Annotated in this window: 16 protein-coding genes and 1 tRNA gene; 11 read left to right on the top strand and 6 right to left on the bottom strand. The window is 66.1% G+C overall.

Annotated elements, in window-relative coordinates; genetic code table 11:
• Together OG326_RS35155 and OG326_RS35150 are read left to right on the top strand one after the other, a co-directional pair.
• A complete protein-coding gene (locus tag OG326_RS35155; RefSeq protein ID WP_327141424.1) occupies nucleotides 1-1,269 on the top strand; it encodes a deoxyguanosinetriphosphate triphosphohydrolase in 1,269 nt (422 codons plus the stop codon).
• Nucleotides 1,270-1,451: 182 nt separating this feature from the next.
• Nucleotides 1,452-2,168, top strand: a complete 717-nt coding sequence (locus tag OG326_RS35150) for a DUF4190 domain-containing protein (RefSeq protein WP_327141423.1) — start codon at nucleotides 1,452-1,454, stop codon at nucleotides 2,166-2,168.
• Nucleotides 2,169-2,174: 6 nt separating this feature from the next.
• On the opposite strand, the gene OG326_RS35145 is transcribed toward OG326_RS35150, so the two are convergent.
• The 3 genes from OG326_RS35145 to OG326_RS35135 form a co-directional block, all read right to left on the bottom strand.
• Nucleotides 2,175-2,852: an energy-coupling factor ABC transporter ATP-binding protein gene (locus OG326_RS35145; protein ID WP_327141422.1), complete on the bottom strand. Its 678-nt coding sequence runs from the start codon at nucleotides 2,850-2,852 to the stop codon at nucleotides 2,175-2,177.
• Nucleotides 2,849-3,397, bottom strand: coding sequence for a biotin transporter BioY (locus tag OG326_RS35140; RefSeq protein WP_327141421.1), 549 nt, complete (start codon nucleotides 3,395-3,397; stop codon nucleotides 2,849-2,851). The genes OG326_RS35145 and OG326_RS35140 overlap by 4 nt, the downstream gene beginning before the upstream one ends.
• Nucleotides 3,398-3,474: 77 nt before the next feature.
• The gene (locus OG326_RS35135) at nucleotides 3,475-4,065 is read right to left on the bottom strand and encodes an energy-coupling factor transporter transmembrane component T family protein (RefSeq protein ID WP_327141420.1); all 591 of its coding nucleotides are present in this window, start codon (nucleotides 4,063-4,065) and stop codon (nucleotides 3,475-3,477) included.
• 206 nt (nucleotides 4,066-4,271) lie between these two features.
• Here OG326_RS35135 and dnaG point away from each other — a divergent pair, with 206 nt between their 5' ends.
• Nucleotides 4,272-6,203: a DNA primase gene (gene dnaG, locus OG326_RS35130; protein WP_327141419.1), complete on the top strand. Its 1,932-nt coding sequence runs from the start codon at nucleotides 4,272-4,274 to the stop codon at nucleotides 6,201-6,203.
• A gap of 16 nt (nucleotides 6,204-6,219) precedes the next feature.
• Here the strand turns inward: dnaG and OG326_RS35125 are convergent, their stop codons facing one another.
• Complete coding sequence (locus tag OG326_RS35125; RefSeq protein WP_297627006.1) at nucleotides 6,220-6,465, bottom strand: hypothetical protein; 246 nt, start codon at nucleotides 6,463-6,465, stop codon at nucleotides 6,220-6,222.
• Between the two features lie 182 nt (nucleotides 6,466-6,647).
• On the opposite strand from OG326_RS35125, the gene OG326_RS35120 reads away from it, so the two are divergent.
• Together OG326_RS35120 and OG326_RS35115 are read left to right on the top strand one after the other, a co-directional pair.
• Nucleotides 6,648-6,720, top strand: a tRNA-Asn gene (locus OG326_RS35120).
• Between the two features lie 370 nt (nucleotides 6,721-7,090).
• On the top strand, nucleotides 7,091-8,035 hold the full coding sequence (locus OG326_RS35115; RefSeq protein WP_327141418.1) for an oxidoreductase: 945 nt from the start codon (nucleotides 7,091-7,093) through the stop codon (nucleotides 8,033-8,035).
• A gap of 54 nt (nucleotides 8,036-8,089) precedes the next feature.
• On the opposite strand, the gene OG326_RS35110 is transcribed toward OG326_RS35115, so the two are convergent.
• Nucleotides 8,090-9,523, bottom strand: a complete 1,434-nt coding sequence (locus OG326_RS35110; protein ID WP_327141417.1) for a carotenoid oxygenase family protein — start codon at nucleotides 9,521-9,523, stop codon at nucleotides 8,090-8,092.
• A gap of 69 nt (nucleotides 9,524-9,592) precedes the next feature.
• Between OG326_RS35110 and OG326_RS35105 the strand changes: the two genes are divergently transcribed.
• The 3 genes from OG326_RS35105 to OG326_RS35095 all read left to right on the top strand — a co-directional run bounded on the left by OG326_RS35105 (nucleotide 9,593) and on the right by OG326_RS35095 (nucleotide 11,962).
• Nucleotides 9,593-10,300 carry a TetR/AcrR family transcriptional regulator gene (locus tag OG326_RS35105; protein WP_327141416.1) on the top strand — a complete coding sequence of 236 codons (708 nt, stop codon included), beginning with the start codon at nucleotides 9,593-9,595 and terminating at the stop codon, nucleotides 10,298-10,300.
• 110 nt (nucleotides 10,301-10,410) lie between these two features.
• Nucleotides 10,411-11,157 (top strand): esterase/lipase family protein, encoded by a 747-nt coding sequence (locus OG326_RS35100; protein ID WP_327141415.1) that lies wholly within the window; start codon nucleotides 10,411-10,413, stop codon nucleotides 11,155-11,157.
• A 13-nt stretch (nucleotides 11,158-11,170) separates the two neighbouring features.
• A complete protein-coding gene (locus OG326_RS35095; protein WP_327141414.1) occupies nucleotides 11,171-11,962 on the top strand; it encodes a thioesterase family protein in 792 nt (263 codons plus the stop codon).
• Between the two features lie 5 nt (nucleotides 11,963-11,967).
• Here the strand turns inward: OG326_RS35095 and OG326_RS35090 are convergent, their stop codons facing one another.
• A complete protein-coding gene (locus tag OG326_RS35090; RefSeq protein WP_327141413.1) occupies nucleotides 11,968-12,450 on the bottom strand; it encodes a DoxX family protein in 483 nt (160 codons plus the stop codon).
• Between the two features lie 293 nt (nucleotides 12,451-12,743).
• Between OG326_RS35090 and OG326_RS35085 the strand changes: the two genes are divergently transcribed.
• The 3 genes from OG326_RS35085 to OG326_RS35075 all read left to right on the top strand — a co-directional run bounded on the left by OG326_RS35085 (nucleotide 12,744) and on the right by OG326_RS35075 (nucleotide 16,066).
• Nucleotides 12,744-13,577 carry a hypothetical protein gene (locus OG326_RS35085; protein ID WP_327141412.1) on the top strand — a complete coding sequence of 278 codons (834 nt, stop codon included), beginning with the start codon at nucleotides 12,744-12,746 and terminating at the stop codon, nucleotides 13,575-13,577.
• Nucleotides 13,578-13,997: 420 nt separating this feature from the next.
• Nucleotides 13,998-14,567 carry a TerD family protein gene (locus tag OG326_RS35080; RefSeq protein WP_327146676.1) on the top strand — a complete coding sequence of 190 codons (570 nt, stop codon included), beginning with the start codon at nucleotides 13,998-14,000 and terminating at the stop codon, nucleotides 14,565-14,567.
• Nucleotides 14,568-14,773: 206 nt separating this feature from the next.
• Nucleotides 14,774-16,066: a hypothetical protein gene (locus tag OG326_RS35075; RefSeq protein ID WP_327141411.1), complete on the top strand. Its 1,293-nt coding sequence runs from the start codon at nucleotides 14,774-14,776 to the stop codon at nucleotides 16,064-16,066.
• The last annotated feature ends 56 nt before the right edge of the window (nucleotides 16,067-16,122 follow it).

The raw sequence follows: 16,122 nt of genomic DNA, 5'->3' as shown, positions 1-16,122 counted from the left end.
ATGAGTGCGCGCATCGATTACGACCAGGTCTACAGCGATCACGACCGGGAACGCCTGGTTCCTGAAACCGAGCGGACCGCCGGACTGAGCTGGTCACCTTCCCCCGCCCGGCGCAGTGAATTCGCGCGCGACCGGGCACGGGTGCTGCATTCGGCGGCCCTGCGGCGGCTCGCGGACAAGACCCAGGTCATGGGCCCGCGCGATGGCGATACGCCGCGCACCAGGCTCACCCATTCCCTGGAGGTCGCGCAGATCGGCCGCAGTATCGCCGACGGACTGGGCTGTGATCCGGATCTGGTCGATCTGGCCGGGCTCGCGCACGATATCGGGCATCCGCCGTACGGGCACAATGGCGAGACGGCGCTGGACCAATTCGCCGACGCACACGGCGGTTTCGAGGGCAATGCGCAGAATCTGCGCATTCTCACCCGGCTGGAACCGAAGGTCTTCGATGAGCACGGCAATAGCTACGGGCTCAATCCGACCCGGGCCGCGCTCGATGCGGTCATCAAATACCCTTGGGGCAGAACAGGTCCCGGTACCAAGTTCGGCGCGTACGACGTCGATATGGATCGGATGGCGTGGGTGCGCAAGGGTGCGCCCGATCGCCACCAGTGCCTGGAATCGCAGGTCATGGACTGGGCCGACGATGTCGCGTATTCGGTGCACGATGTCGAGGACGGCATTATCGTCGGCCGCATCGACCTGCGCGCCCTGGCCGATCCCATCGAACAGGCCGCCCTCGCGGAAATCGGTGCCCGCCAGCACAAGTCGCCGACGGCCGACGAATTGATCGCCGCTGCCGGGCGTCTCTCGGAACTGCCGGTCGTCAAAGCCGCGGCCGCCTACGACGGTTCGCTGATCGCGTCGGTGGCCCTGAAGCGTCTTACCAGCGATCTGGTCGGCCGCTTCGCCACCGCCGCCGTGGAAGCCACTCGCGCCGCCTGGGGTGGTCGCCAATTGCGCCGCTACACAGCGGATCTCGAAGTCCCGCGCATAGTGGCCGCCGAGGTCGCGATCCTCAAGACCATGGCCCTGCGCTACGTCCTGTCCGATCCCATTCACCAGGTCCGCCAAGCCGGTCAGCGCGAACGCATCCACCTGGTCGCCAACCACCTCCTGCACGTCGCCCCGCGCGGCCTGGACCGTCTGCTGCTGCCGTGGTGGGAAGAGGCGGCCGACGACACCGCCCGCGTCCGCGTCATCGTCGATCAGATCGCCTCCTACACCGAAAGTCGCCTCGAGCGGGTCGCCGCCGTAATTCCCTGACCGAACACAGGTTTGGGCCGGAATGCGATAAAATCAGTTGCTTTCGGTAAGGGGGGATTGTGCCGCCGAATTCGACTCCGGGAGAACCGGTCACACCAGAGCAACCGGATAACTCCGGGCAATTGATATGGCAAAGATCAGCGGACGCGTCCACGCCGCCACCGCCTCCTGCCGTTGCGCCCGTGTACCCCGCCCCGCCGTCGTATACCTATCAGGCGCCCCTCCCGGTTCCGCCGCAGGGCACCAGCGGGTGGGCGATCGCGACCCTGATCACCGGTCTGTTCGGGCTGTGCCTGGTGGCGGTGCCGCTCGGTGTCATCGCGCTCATCCAGATCAAAGACCGCAACCAGCGCGGCAAGAGGCTGGCGATCGTCGGTTTGGTGCTGGCGGGTGTGTGGGCGGTCGCGGCGGTGGCTGTGGCGGGAGTGGCGTTGAGAACATCGGCCGGCAATGACGAATCGGCTGCGCCACCGTCGTATTCGATACCGTCACCGACGTCGGCGTCACCGACATCGGCCCCGCTGACCTCGGCGTCACTGCTGCCCACCGCCCCCGGCGTATTCACCCTGATCCACGACTGGAAAGACGGTGACTGCCTGAACGGCGTCCACCGCGCTACCGCGATCACCGGTGCCCAGGTCACGGATTGCTCGGCGCCGCATGACGGAGAGGTGTTTCGCATCTTTTCGCTGCCCAGTTGGGAGAGCGAGCAGCAGGTCCGGGATTACGCCGAGACGAAATGCGCGGAGCTGTTCGACCCGATGGCCGCGAAGAGCTCGAACATCAGCTATGTCATGTACCACCCGTATGACCAAAACGATTGGCGGGTCAATCCACTGGTGCAATGCGTCGCGATCGACGTGAACGGTGGGCAGTTGACCGGCAAACTGCCTCGTTGAACCGGGTCAGATTCGGCAGCGGTCCACGTAGCGGGGAATGGTCTCCGCGGGCGGGCCGTCTTCGACCAGGCGGCCCTCATCGAAGACGAGCACACGATCGAAGTCGGCGAGCAGATCCAGGTCGTGCGAGATCACCACGATCTGCTGCGGAAGTTCGTGCAGCAGTTGGGAAATGCGGCGTTTATTGCGCAGATCGAGCAGGGTCGTGGGTTCGTCGAAGATCACATAGCGCGGCCGGACCGACAGCACCGCGGCAATCGCGAGCAGCTGCTTCTGGCCGCCGCTGAGCAGATGGGCGGGGTGATCGCGGAATTCGCTGAGACCGTATTCGGCGAGCACCTCCGAAACCCGTTCGGGGATTTCGGTTTTGGTGAGGCCGTGGTGTTTGAGGCCGAAGGCCACATCCTCGGCGACGGTGGGCATGACGATCTGGACGTCCGGGTCCTGGAAGACGAAACCCACCTGGCGGCGAACGGCTTTGCCCTGCTTTCGGGTGTCGAGTCCATCGACCCGGACCTTGCCCTCGGTGGGCACCTGTAAGCCGTTCAGCAGGCGCGCGAACGTGGATTTGCCCGAGCCGTTCGAGCCGACGACGGCAATGCGGCCTTCGGCCAGCGTCAGATCGAGGCGCTGCAGCACCTCGCGCTCGCCGAAGCGATGGGAGACGCCCTCCAGTTCGATCACGCGCGTGCCGGAATCATCGGATAGGCCCGGCGCACGGCAATGGCGGCCAGCGATCCGATGACGGTCTTGACCACATCGCCCGGCAGGAACGCCACCGAGGTGACAATCGCCTTGTGCAGCGGCAGATCCGCCGCCACCGCCATCCAGGGCACGCCGATCACATAGAGCACCAGCGCCCCGCCTGCAAAGTTGATCACCACGGCGATAGGCAGGTTGTAGTGCTTCCACAGCCGTTCGGTGAGAAGCCCGATCACCAGCGCACCGATCGGATACGCAATGATGAATCCCCCGGTGGGCCCCATGATCACCGACAACCCACCGCGCCCACCCGGCAGCACCGGCAACCCCGCCAGCACCAGCACATCGAACAGCAGCATCGCCAGCGCACCGCGCCGCGCTCCCAGAATCGAGCCCGCGAGTATCACGCCGAGCGTCTGCGAGGTGAACGGCGCGAACGCCCCCGGCAACTGGATGAGCGGGAAGAACCCGAGCACCACCATAATTGCCGCGAACAGCGCTATCTGCGCCAAATCCCTACTACGCACCCGGGGAATTCTAAGGGGACGTGGGTTCGGGCAAATCCGGCGCATCCGGCAGCGGCATCGGCCTCAGCCGTCGTGCATCAATCCAACCCGCGAGCATCCAGCGCCTCGCCAACCTGGTCCGCCATCCGCAGCGTGCGAATCAGCAGCGGGATGAGGAACACCGTGCTCCGCTCGATCCCACGCGCACGCTGCGCGTCACGCACCATCTCGGCTTGCTCACGTATGACGGGAATGAATCGAATAGTCATCGCCACCAGCAGCCCCACCCGATCAGGCCGCACCCCCAGCGGTTGCAAAGGGCGCAGCGCTTTTTCGATGGTCTCCACCATGGCAGAGGTACGAGTGGTCAACGTCACCAGATTCGCCAGCAAGACCAGAGTGAGCACACGTTCACCCACCAGCACGCCACTCTGCCAACCGGTGAAGAGAACTTGCGCCAGCATGATCAGCCCAAGGAACGGCGCAATCCCGAGCACCGCCCGCCCGGTCACCCGCCAAGGAATGCACGCCACCCGATACAGCCCGAGCACCACCACAAGCGCCCCAGCCAGCCACACCATCGACGACACAAAGAACAGCCCCGCCCCCGCCACAGCCAACACCAGCACCTTCACCCCCGCAGGCGCGCTGTGCACCGGCGTCCGGGCATCATGAAACAGGCTGAGCACCGCTAAATCCTGACAGACCAGCCCGCCGCACCACGAAGCCCTCCGATCCTCCGATACGCAACGCCTGATTTCGCAAGCTCGGGGTAACTCCTGGGGCACCCCCAAAATCCTCTCGCCCCCCAACTCTCCTACGCGTCCCCAACAGTCCACGGCTCCCAAGCCGTGCGCCAAAGTTCCGGGGAGGCGGTACAGCTAGACTCGCGATCGTGGCCGGCCGACTTCCAGACCGCGATATAGCGGCGATTCGTGAACGTGCTCGGATCGAGGATGTGGTCGGCGAGTACGTGACGTTGAAGCGTGCCGGTGCCGACTCCATGAAGGGGCTCTGTCCCTTCCACGACGAGAAATCTCCGTCGTTCCATGTGCGTCCGAATCACGGTCATTTCCACTGCTTCGGCTGCGGTGAGGGCGGCGATGTTTTCGCCTTCCTGCAGAAGATCGAGCATGTGGGCTTTGTCGAAGCGGTCGAGCAGGTGGCCGACCGTATCGGCTTCAAGATCAACTACGAGGGCGGCGGCACCTCGGTGCAGCGCGACCACGGCACGCGCTCGCGCCTGGTCGCCGCCAATGCCGCCGCGCACGAGTTCTATATGGCGCGGCTGGCGGAGCCCGACGCCGAGGCGGCTCGCAACTACCTCACCGAGCGCAATTTCGATGCCAATGCCGCCCGCCAGTTCGGTTGCGGTTTCGCGCCCGCCGGATGGGACACGCTGACAAAGCACCTGCTGCGCAAGGGTTTCGACTTCAAGGAGTTGGAGGCGGCGGGTCTGTCCAGACAGGGCCAGCGCGGCCCGATGGACCGCTTCCACCGCCGGCTGCTGTGGCCCATCCGCAATCTCGGCGGCGATGTGATCGGCTTCGGCGCGCGCCGGCTCTTCGATGACGACACCATGACCGCCAAGTACGTCAATACGCCGGAAACGGTGCTGTACAAGAAGTCTCAGGTGCTGTTCGGCCTGGATCTGGCCAAGCGCGATATCGCCAAGGGGCATCAGGCCGTTGTGGTCGAGGGCTACACCGATGTGATGGCCATGCACCTGTCCGGCGTGAAAACCGCTGTGGCGTCCTGCGGTACGGCCTTCGGCGACGAACACCTCGCCATGCTGCGGCGGCTGCTCATGGACGATAATTTCTGGCGCGGCGAGATCATCTACACCTTCGACGGTGACGCGGCCGGCCAGGCGGCGGCCCTGAAGGCGTTCTCCGGCGACCAGAAGCTGGCCGGGCAGACCTATATCGCCGTCGCCCCCGACGGTCTGGATCCGTGTGAACTGCGCCAGCGCAGCGGCGACGGCTCGGTGCGCGATCTGGTGGCGCGCCGGGTTCCGCTGTACGAGTTCGTGATCCGCGGTCAGCTCGCCGAACACAATCTCGACACCCCCGAGGGCCAGGTGGACGCGCTGCGCCGCGGCGTGCCGGTGGTGGCGCAGATCAAGGACAATGCGCTGCGCAAGGCGTACGCGACCAAGCTCGCCGGTTGGGTCGGCTGGGATGATATCCAGATGGTGGTCCGGCGGGTCGGCGACGAGGCGCGCAAGAACGCCCGCGGACCGGCGGCCACTCCCGCTCGCCGCGGCGCCGGTGCGGAACGCGAAGCGTCACAACCGGTTACCCCGCCACCCGCAGCCTTGCCCAGCCCGCGCGATCCGGCGCTCATCGTGCAGCGCCAGACGCTCACCGCCGCACTGCAGTACCCGGCTTTCGCGGGACCGGTCTTCGATTCGCTGGAGCCCGAAGCCTTTACGCATCCCGCCTACAAGGCGATGCTCGCCGCCATCGCGGCGGCGGGCGGCACCGGCAAGGGTCTGGGCGGCGCGGAATGGGTGGCCGCGGTGGCCGACAATACCGACGACCTCACCATGCGCTCCCTGGTCTCCGAACTGGCCGCAGAGCAGCTGCCGGTGAAAACCGAGGCCGATATCCCGCGTCTGATCACGGGGGTGCTGGCCCGCGTCCAGGAGGCATGGGTCGGCCGCCAGATCGCCGAACTGAAGTCCAAGCTGCAGCGCATCTCCTCGACCGAACAGTCCGAGGCGTACTTCGCGCTGTTCGGCGATCTGGTGGCGCTGGAGCAGTACCGCAAGAGCCTGCTCACGCAGGCCATGGGCAATTCATCCGACTTCAACAGCGGCCGCTAGCGCGCGGCCGCACTTCCTACCGTCGCAGCTGGTCGTGCGGCACCAGAATGGTGGTGCGCTCGTCCAGTGGAACCATGGGTTCCAGCTTGGGCTCCGTACTCAGCTTGTCCGACAGCTTCTGCCGCCCGACCTGTACCAGCTTCCGAGTGACGGGGCTCTCACCGATCGCACGGGTGGTCTTGCTGATCTGTTCGTACCGAACCCGCCCGGCCTTCGCGCCGAGCACATACCCGGCCGCGACACCGATGATCAACCGCAGCATCTCGAGAAGCTCCTCCCATAGGCCTGTCCGCGCCTCTATCCTGCCCGACACCCCACCCCCCTGTCGATCCGCCTCTCCGTACGTTCTCATCAACATGTGCCCAGGTAGAGACACGATTTGGGAAGTGAACAACCGATACGCTAAAGTTTTCTCCGGTCGCCCGAGAGGGTAACCACCGCCAATCCCCTATAGCTCAATTGGCAGAGCAGCCGACTGTTAATCGGCAGGTTGTTGGTTCGAGTCCATCTGGGGGAGCTCGAAACGGCCCCTGACCAGCGTGAGAAATCACCTTGGTCAGGGGCCGGACTCGTTTCCTGACCCCGAAACTCTCCATTAAGTCTCCACAAATTCGGTGTGCGTCCATTTCCGGCGTGATCTTGTTCGCTGGCATCCACCGGCCGATCCGTCACCTCTCGGTGCAAGCGCCGCCTGATCCCGATGCGCCCGACAGCGCGCCATGCAGCTGCGTTGCGTCATCTCCTTCTGGGACCGCAGTCAGAAGTCGGCGGGAACCGAATCCGGCCCAGTGGGTGAGATGTCGTGCGGGAGGCTGCGGTCGGTGAGAAGCGCCCTGAAATCGGGTGCACCCCACGCGATATCGGTGGGTGGCGGGATATTGTCGGGGATGGTTTGGACTGCGGCTGATGTACCGGATTTGAGTGGGCGGGTTGCTGTGGTGACCGGGGCCAGTGCTGGGCTTGGGGCGCAGACTGTGCGGGAGTTGGCTGCGGGTGGGGCGACGGTGGTGATGGGGTGTCGTTCGATCGAGAAGGGGGAGGGTGTCGCGGCGGCTGTTCGGGCTCGGGTGCCTGGGGCGCAGTTGGCGGTGGTGCGAGTGGAACTGGCGTCACTGGATTCGGTGCGGGAGGCGGCGGGCTGGTTGCGCGAGCGGTTCGAGCGGATCGATGTGCTGGTCAACAATGCCGGAACGTTGACTCGGGTGCGGTCGGTGAGTGTGGATGGGTTTGAAACCACCTTTGCGACAAATCATCTCGGGCACTTCGCCTTGACCGGGCTGGTGCTGGATCTGCTGGCGCCGGCGGCGCGGGTGGTGGCGGTCAGTAGCCGTGCATCCGGATATCGCAGCACCACTGTGGATCTGGGCGATCTGGGGTTCGAACATCGCGAGTACAAGCCCATGCGTGTCTACGGGCAGTCCAAACTGGCGAACCTGCTGTTCATTTTCGAACTGCAGCGGCGGCTCGAGGCGGCCGGTGCGGCACTTGTCGCGGCGGCCGTCTACCCGGGGGTCGCGACCTCGGACTTCAACCGCAATCTCGGCCTCACCGCAAGGATCCTGGCCCACCCGGCCTTGCGCCCGCTCTCGCGTCTGATCACGCAGACCACCGAGATGGGTGCGTTGCCGTCACTGCGCGCAGCCACCGATCCGGGCGTACGCGGCGGTGAATACTTCGGACCCTCCGGCCGCACCAAGGGGTACCCGGTATTACGCCAGCCGGGTCCCCTCGCTCGCGACCTCGACCTGGCCGCGCGCCTGTGGGAAGAGTCCGAGCGGATGACCGGCGTGCACTACCGGTTCCAGGATCTCGGTAACGCGCCCGGCCGGTGACATGATGACCCCCTTGGGATTAGGCGAATTGACCGAGATCGGCGGCCGGTTCGGTCAGGTCGCGGGGACCCAGTTGCCGTGGAAGCCGGCGGGGACGCGGTGGGGGAGTGTGATGGCGGCGATCGATTCCAGGGTTTCGGCGTCGAGGATTGCCAGTTCGCTGGTGTCGGTGGGGGCGTCGTAGACGAAGCCCATCAGGACGCCCTCGTCCTCGGCGGCGTCGGGGGCGGAGGGTGCGAAGACGAACTCGGCCAAGGATTTTCCGGAGCCGAAGGAGCGGGTGGCGGTGGTTCCCTTGATCAGGTCGTGTTTGTAGAGCATCGAATCGCCGCTCACGCCGGGGCCTACGGCGGGTACGTAGCCGTAGCGGTGCTGTTTGCCTATCCGGCGCTCGTCGATGCGGGGGAATTCCTGGGCGCGGTCGTCGAAGCGGGACTGGCGCACCTTGCCGGCGAGCAGGTCGACCTCCCAGCGGTCGAGGGTGGGTGCGCCGTCGTCAGGTCCGAATCGATTGGTGTCGAACATCTTCGGATACCGGACCACGTCGAGCACGATGGTATCGCCGTCGTCGTAGGCGTTCATGGGGTGGAAGACGTAGCACGGTTCGACGTCGAACCAGCGGACCGAGGAGCCCGATCCATTACGCGGTAGGACGCCGATGCGCGCGGGGTGTTTCGGATTCCAGGCGTAGGGCAGGCGGCGGTCGTGCGGCGGTTCCGGTTGCCGCGGCGGCGGACTCGGGATCGGTACCCGCCCGATCAGTGCGGACAGCAGCAGTCGTGCGGGCAGGCGCAGTCCGCGGGGCACCGTCATTTCGGCGGCCTGGCGCGCATCGAAGGTGACCGGCAGATCGTAGAGCACGACGTACTTTTCGGTGAGTGAGAAGTCGTGCATCATCGGTGCGCCGCCGACCTCGATATCGACGCTGTGGCGGGTGTGGCCGTCGGTGCCGATCACCGAGTACTGAATCTTGTTGCCGCGCATGAACGAATACGACACCGCGTGCAGCTCACCGGTGTCCGGATCACGTTTGGGGTGCGCGGTGTACCCGCCGCCCACCGTGCCGCCGAAATCGCAGATGCCGACGGTGTCGAGCTCATCGGACAGTTCGTAATTGGCCAGACCCGCTTCGACAAGTGCGAAAGTTCTTCCGGCATGGCCGATTACATTGGTATTCGCGCCGATCCCCGATGCGGTCTGCGGATCGAACAGCGGTTGCTCGCCGAGCGTGACCGAGGTCTGGGGCCCGCGCACCCAGCGATTGCGATACCACTCGGCCCGCCCGTCGCGGAGGCGAATGCCGTGCACCATCCCGTCGCCGCTGAACCAGTGGTAGAGCTGCGGGTCGATCTCACCGATGGGATTGGGGCCGTTGCGCAGATAGCGGCCGTCGAGATGGGGTGGGATGGCGCCGGTGACCGCTAGTTCGGTCAGCGTGTACTCGTGTTCGATCGGGGCGAAGCCGCCCTCGAGATACCGATTCTCCATAGCCTGCCCCCAAGAGGAATAACAGTGTTATGCGGACTAGGATAACGCTGTTATGGAGGTGTTTCAACAGTGAGTTCCCGAATCGGCCCGTCGAATCCACCCCGCGGCGCGGCCCTGCGGGCGGAACTGATCGAGGCCGGCATCCGGCTGCTCGAACAGGACGGCCCGGAGGCATTGCAGACCCGGCGGGTGGTGGCCGCCGTCGGAGCGTCGACCATGGCGGTCTACACGCATTTCGGCGGTATGACCGGACTGCTGGGCGCCGTTGTGGCCGAGGCCTTCTCGCGATTCGGTGCGGCGCTGGCCGCGGTCCCGGCGTCGGACGATCCGGTAGCCGACTTTCTGGTCATGGGCGCCGCGTATCGCGGCTACGCGCTGGCCAACCCGCAGCGCTACCGGCTCATGTTCGGCCTCACCGCACCGCACGCCGAACAATCGCCGCCGATCTGCGACTTCACCGCCGAGAGCCCTGTCGACGCCGTCGGTGCGGAGACCTTCGAGCAGCTGGTCGGCGTGGTCGAGCGGATGATCACCGGCGAACACCTGCGCGCGGATCCGCCGCGCCAGGTGGCGGCACGGCTGTGGGCGCTCATCCACGGCGCGGTCCTGCTGGAGATGACCGGCAGTCTCGGGCCCGAAGGCCGCGGCCAGACAACGGTTCTCGTGCCCGCGACCATCGACCTGCTGGTGGGCATGGGCGCGCCACGGGAGCACGTGGAGCAATCGGCACAGCGCGCACGGCGAACAATCGCGTCGGTGAGCAACACTGCGCGTTGATCGGCGTTCCGGCCTCAATTTTTTAGCAGGTTCACACAAACTGGGGGCAGATCGGCGAGGGTGCGACTGCTAGCTTCGGAGGTGGTCGGGTCCTACTCGGAAGCAGGTCGATGTACTCCCTCGCACGAATCGCGCGCTCGATCGTCGTAATGCTGTGTGTGGCAATGGGTCTTGTGTCCGCGCACGCGACCGCCACGGCGGGCGGCGACAGCCGGAATCCGGTGCTGGTGATCGGTGGCATCTACGCCGATCAGGCAAGACTGGAAACCCTTCGAGCCTGGCTCGGTTCACACGGGTATACCGCGTATTCGATGGTGCTGCTGGGGAATCCCACTGGCACAGCGGCGATTTCGGATTCGGCGCAGGCTTTGGCCGATAAGGTAGCCGATATCCGCAGGCAGACCGGTGCGCAGCGGGTGGATCTGGTCGGGCATTCCATGGGCGGCCTCGCCCAGCGCGATTACGTGAAATTCCTCGGCGGACTCGATTCCGTGGGTGTCTATGTCGACTACGGCACGCCGGAGCAGGGCGACGACCTCGGATCGGTCTGCTCCGCGGTATCACCGGGGTGCCGGGATCTGGTCCCCGGTTCTCCCTTTCTGACCCGGCTCAATGCGGATCCCGCGGTGCCCCCGGGCCTGACCGCCTATCACTTCTTCTCCGAAAGCGCGGGGGCGGAAAAGAATTCGCTGCCCGGCGCGACCAATGCCAGCATCCAGTCGTTCTGCCCCGGCCGGACGGTTTCACACGGCGAGGAGCCCATCGACGGCGCACTGCAGGAGCTGATCGACGCTGCCCTGCGGGGCGCGCCGCTCACCACCGACTGCCCGCAGCAGCCCTCGGGAAGCCCGACGTAGGCTCGGGACCACTATGGATGCCTTCTACCTACCGGATCCCGAGAGCCCCGATCGGTTCCATTCCACCGACCTCACCCGCGGTCCCTGGTCGCCGGACGCGCAGCATGCCGGTCCGCCGTCGGCGCTGCTCGGGCATGTCATCGAGCGCTGTGAGCCGCGGGACGGGTTCCGCATCGGCCGCGTCGCCGTGGAAATCCTCGGTCCGATTCCGATCGCCCCGCTCACGGCCGAGGCGCGGGTGGTCCGCCCCGGTCGCAGCGTCGAATTGATCGAGGCCACGCTGAGCTCCGAGCAGGGTCCGGTCATGAAGGCCAATGCCTGGCGACTGCGCAGCGCCGATCCGGAACTGGACCTGCCCGCCGAAGTTCTGCCCACCGGCACCCGCCCCGGCCCGGACACCGCCTCGGGCAGCGCGCGCTTCCCGTCGACCCAGCCGGTCGGCTTCCACACCGCCATCGAATACCGTTTCATCACCGGAAGTTTCACCGATCCCGGTCCGGCCGTCTGCTGGATTCGCCTGCGCCACCCCATCGTTGCGGGCACCACCCCCAGCCCCCTGGAGCGCACCCTCGCCGCCGCCGATTCCGGCAATGGCGTCAGCGCCGTATTGGACTGGGACCGCTATGTTTTCATCAATACCGACCTCACCGTGACCCTGCACCGCGAGCCCGTCGGCGAATGGGTCTGCCTGGACGCCGCCACCTACCCGGAGCGCACCGGCGTGGGGCTGGCCGAATCCCGTCTGTTCGACGAGAAGGGCCCGATCGGCCGCAGCACGCAAACCCTGTTCCTCAGCCGGCGCTGAGATTCTCATCCCAGGTGTGGCGCTACCGCCCGAGCCGGGGCCGGATGTCGCTGTGCGCGGGTGAAACGGGTGATCAGGGCGTCGGCGGAGAAGGCGCCCGCGCCCAGGACGGCGATCAGGAAGAAGGACCAGCAGAACAGGACCGCGGGTTCGCCGCCGTTGACGATGGGAAGGATGCCGTGTTTGAGGTGCACGGTGAGGAAGGCGTAGGCCATCGCCCCAGAGCAGAGCAGGGCGGCGATTCTGGTGCCGAGGCCCAGGGCCACGGCGATGCCGCCCACCAGCTCGATGATGCCCGCCCACCAGTGCGGCCAGCTGCCGAAGGCGGGGAGCTGGGCGCCGTAGGGGTGCACGGGTTTTCCGAAGAGTTCGGAGTAGCCGTGCAGGGCGAACGAGGCGCCGATCAGGATGCGGAACAGGCCGAGAACGACGGCGCCGAGGGGGGAGGGCGCCGGTCCGGCTTTCGTTTCGGTGGTCAGAAGGTGCATGGCACATCTCCGAGTTCTGCGGATCTCGGGTGAGCGGAAGCCTCACCTGTCCTCTTACTACGAGGTAGCACGGTAAATCGTTCGCCCTCGAAATTTTACGGAAATAGTCGCTTCTTCTGAACGTAACAAATACCCCACCCATCGGATTTGCGAATTAATTCGGAATTAGTACTATCCGAATGGTTCGCTGCGGCGGCGAGACGTAGAGCTGCCGGGCTCTGTCTCGCTCAGCCGGTTCGTTGTGAGGGAGAGTCATGGCTTTCGTTGTACGGGTTGCTGCCGCGGTAGCCACGATGGGAATTTCGACTCTGTTCGCTGTGCCGGTGTCGTTCGCGCATCCGGCTCCGGTGCCGTCATTGCCGCCGTCGCATGCGAAACCCGCCGCCACGTCGACCGTATCCTCGGTCGCGCTGGCCGAGCGCATGCTGGCCGCGATCCAGGACGCCTCGCCGGGCGCCGAGGCCGGTATCGAGGTCATGGATACCCAGAGCGGGATGATGCTCGCCGCGACCAATCAGGATCAGCAGTTCTACACCGCCTCGGTGGTGAAACTGCTGATCGCCCTGGATGTGCTCGATGATCCTGCGGCACAGTCCGATTCGAGCACGACCGATGCCGTGCGGCGCATGCTGTCGGCCAGTGACGACGGTATCGCCGACCAGCTGTGGGAGTCGCACGGCGGCGCGGCGATCGTGACGCGCATGGCCGACCGTATCGGCCTGTCCGGCACCACGCCCGCCGCCGATTCCGGGCAGTGGGGCGAAACGCTCACCACCGCAAGGGATGTGGTGGCTGTGTACCGCTACCTCACCTCGAGCGCACCCGCGCCGGTGCGCTCGGTGGTGCTGGACGCGCTCGGCAATGCCAGCCAGACCGCGGCCGACGGCGTCGATCAGTACTTCGGCATTCCCGACGCGCTCTCCGATTCGCCGTGGGCGGTCAAGCAGGGCTGGATGTGGATGTCCTCCTCGCTGATCCTCAACACAACTGGACTGGTCGGTTCCGACTTGCGCTACGCCGTGGTCGTCCTGAGTTCACAACCCACCATGAGCCTGCAGACCGCCGGCTCCGCCCTCACCGCCGGAGTCCAGGTGCTGCGCGACGCGCTGCCGCCACAGGCCCGGTAGCCGCCGCGCGGACGATCTTGCTGGTAGTGCGGCCAAAGCAACACGGCCAGTTCGGGTTTGCCGCGGCGTTTCGGCGCGGTGGCGGCGCGGTACGGTGGGAGGGTGACTACCGATGAGGGGGGACCTCGGGTTCGGTCGGCATCCACGCGCAGAGCGGGGGTGGCGGCCCGGCTGCGGGATGCGGTATCCGCGGCGCACGAGGATGCGGTCCGGGCGATGACCGCGGCGCAGGGGTCCGGGCTGGCGGTGAATCGGGATCTGGTCGAACTGATCGAGTTGCAGCGCCGGATCATTCGGATTGCCGACCAGCTCGACGACGGTTCCGCGGCGGTCGAGGCGAGCGGCGCTCCGCCGGAATCCGAAGCCGCCGGTGACTGGCCGTGGAACGCCTTCCCCTGGGATCCGGCGCAGGCGAGCGGGGTGCGCCTGCTGCGCGGCGGCAATGTCTCGCTCTCGGGGCGCGCGCCGAACCTCGCCGCGGTGGCGGTCGGACTGGGCTGGGATGTACGCGCCACTGTCGGTGACGATTTCGATCTGGACGCCAGCGCCCTCGCGGTGGGCGGCGATCAACGTGTACCGACCGACCAGCACTTCGTTTTCTACAACAATCTGCGCTCACCGGACGGTGCGATAGAACACACCGGTGATCACCTGACCGGTTCCGGGGCGGGCGACGACGAGGTGATCACCGTCGATCTGGTCGCCCTGCCGCCCACCGTCACGAATGTCGTTTTCTCCGTATCGATTCACGATGCCGAGCTGCGTGGCCAGACCTTCGGCCAGGTCCGCAATGCCTATATCCGGGTGGTCGACCGCGCCACCGAGACCGAGCTGGCCCGCTACGACCTCACCGAGGACGCCGCCGAGGAGACGGCCGTGGTGTGCGGTGAGCTCTATCGCCATGGCGCGGAATGGAAGTTCCGCGCGATCGGCCGCGGCTACGCCTCCGGGCTGGCGGGAATCGCCCGCGACTACGGCATCGAGGTCTGACCGCGAGCCGTATGCCGCCACGCCGCGCGGTCGTCCGGGCGCGCGCGGAACGTGTTCATACCGCGTACGCCGGTGCCCGCCCGCATCCATACTGACCAGGTTTTTCGTGGATCTGCCGAACAACGTCCTACCCATTCAATTGTGGAACGAGGTAGCTCATGTTTTGTTCACCACGGCCCGGTGCGGGCGGAAAAGCAGTGCGCCATATGGTTTTCGGCGCGGTGGCGATTTTGGCGCTGAGCGGATGCTCGAGCTCGCAGGGTTCGACTCCGGTGGCGTCCGGTGTGCTGGATACCACGTTCGGATCCGGCGGGAAGGTGACCACCGATCTCGGATCGGCGGCCGATCGCGCCCATGCGATCGCGGTGCAGTCCGACGGCAAGATCGTGGTGGCGGGGTCCACCCAGGATCCGGCGCAGGGCGATAATTTCGCGGTGGTCCGCTATTCCGCGGAGGGCGTGCTGGACACCACCTTCGGCGACGGCGGCAAGGCCGTGACGGACTTCGGCGGCAAATCCGATGTGGTGCACGCGGTTGCGGTGCAATCCGATGGCAAGATCGTCGCGGTCGGCACCAGCACGGGCGCGACGGCCGGTGATGATTTCGCCGTCGCACGGTATACCTCGGACGGCAAGCTGGATGCGAGCTTCGGCACCGGCGGCAAGGTCGTGACGGATCTGGGCACCGATGCCGATCATGCCAATGCCGTTGCGCTGCAGACGGATGGCGCGATCGTGGTCGCCGGATCCATGCACGACGCTGTGCAGGGCGATAATTTCGCGGTGGTGCGCTACACCGCGGATGGCAAGCAGGACATGGCCTTCGGTGACGGCGGTAAGACGGTGACCGATTTCGACGGTCAGGCCGATGTCGCCAATGCGGTGGCCGTCCAGACCGACGGCCGGATTCTCGCGGTCGGCACCAGCGCGGGCACGACCTCCGGTGACGACTTCGCTATCGCGCGCTACACCTCGGACGGCAAGCTGGATGCTACCTTCGGCGCCGGTGGCAAGGTGGTCAGCGATCTGGGCACCACCGCCGATCGCGCCAATGCGGTGGCACTGCAGCAGGATGGCAAGTTCGTGGTGGCCGGTTCGACGCACGATCCGGTACAGGGCGATAATTTCGCGGTGGTCCGCTACGCCTCGGATGGCAAGCTGGACAGCGCCTTCGGCGACAATGGCAAGACGGTCACCGACTTCGGCGGTAAGGCCGATATCGCGCAGGCGGTGGTACTGCAGTCCGGTGGCAGGATCGTGGCCGTCGGAACGAGCCACGGCACGCAGACCGGCGACAATATCGCGCTGGCTCGGTACACCGCCGATGGCAAGCTCGATCCGAGCTTCGGCACCGGCGGCACGGTGTCGACGGATCTGGGGACCCAGGCCGACCACGGCAATGCCGCCGCGGTGCAGGCGGACGGCAAGATCCTGGTGGCCGGAACGACCACCGACCCCGCGCAGGGCGATAATTTCGCCCTCGTTCGCTATGCGGCCTGAGTCGTCGTGATCCACCCCTCCTGAGTCATGATGGTGGTGGCGGTCAGCACCCTGTT

It is taken from the genome of Nocardia sp. NBC_01327, from assembly GCF_035958815.1.
Classification (GTDB): Bacteria; Actinomycetota; Actinomycetes; order Mycobacteriales; family Mycobacteriaceae; genus Nocardia.
Note: the sequence above shows the minus strand (reverse complement) of the source record. Positions and strands in the feature narration are given on the sequence as shown.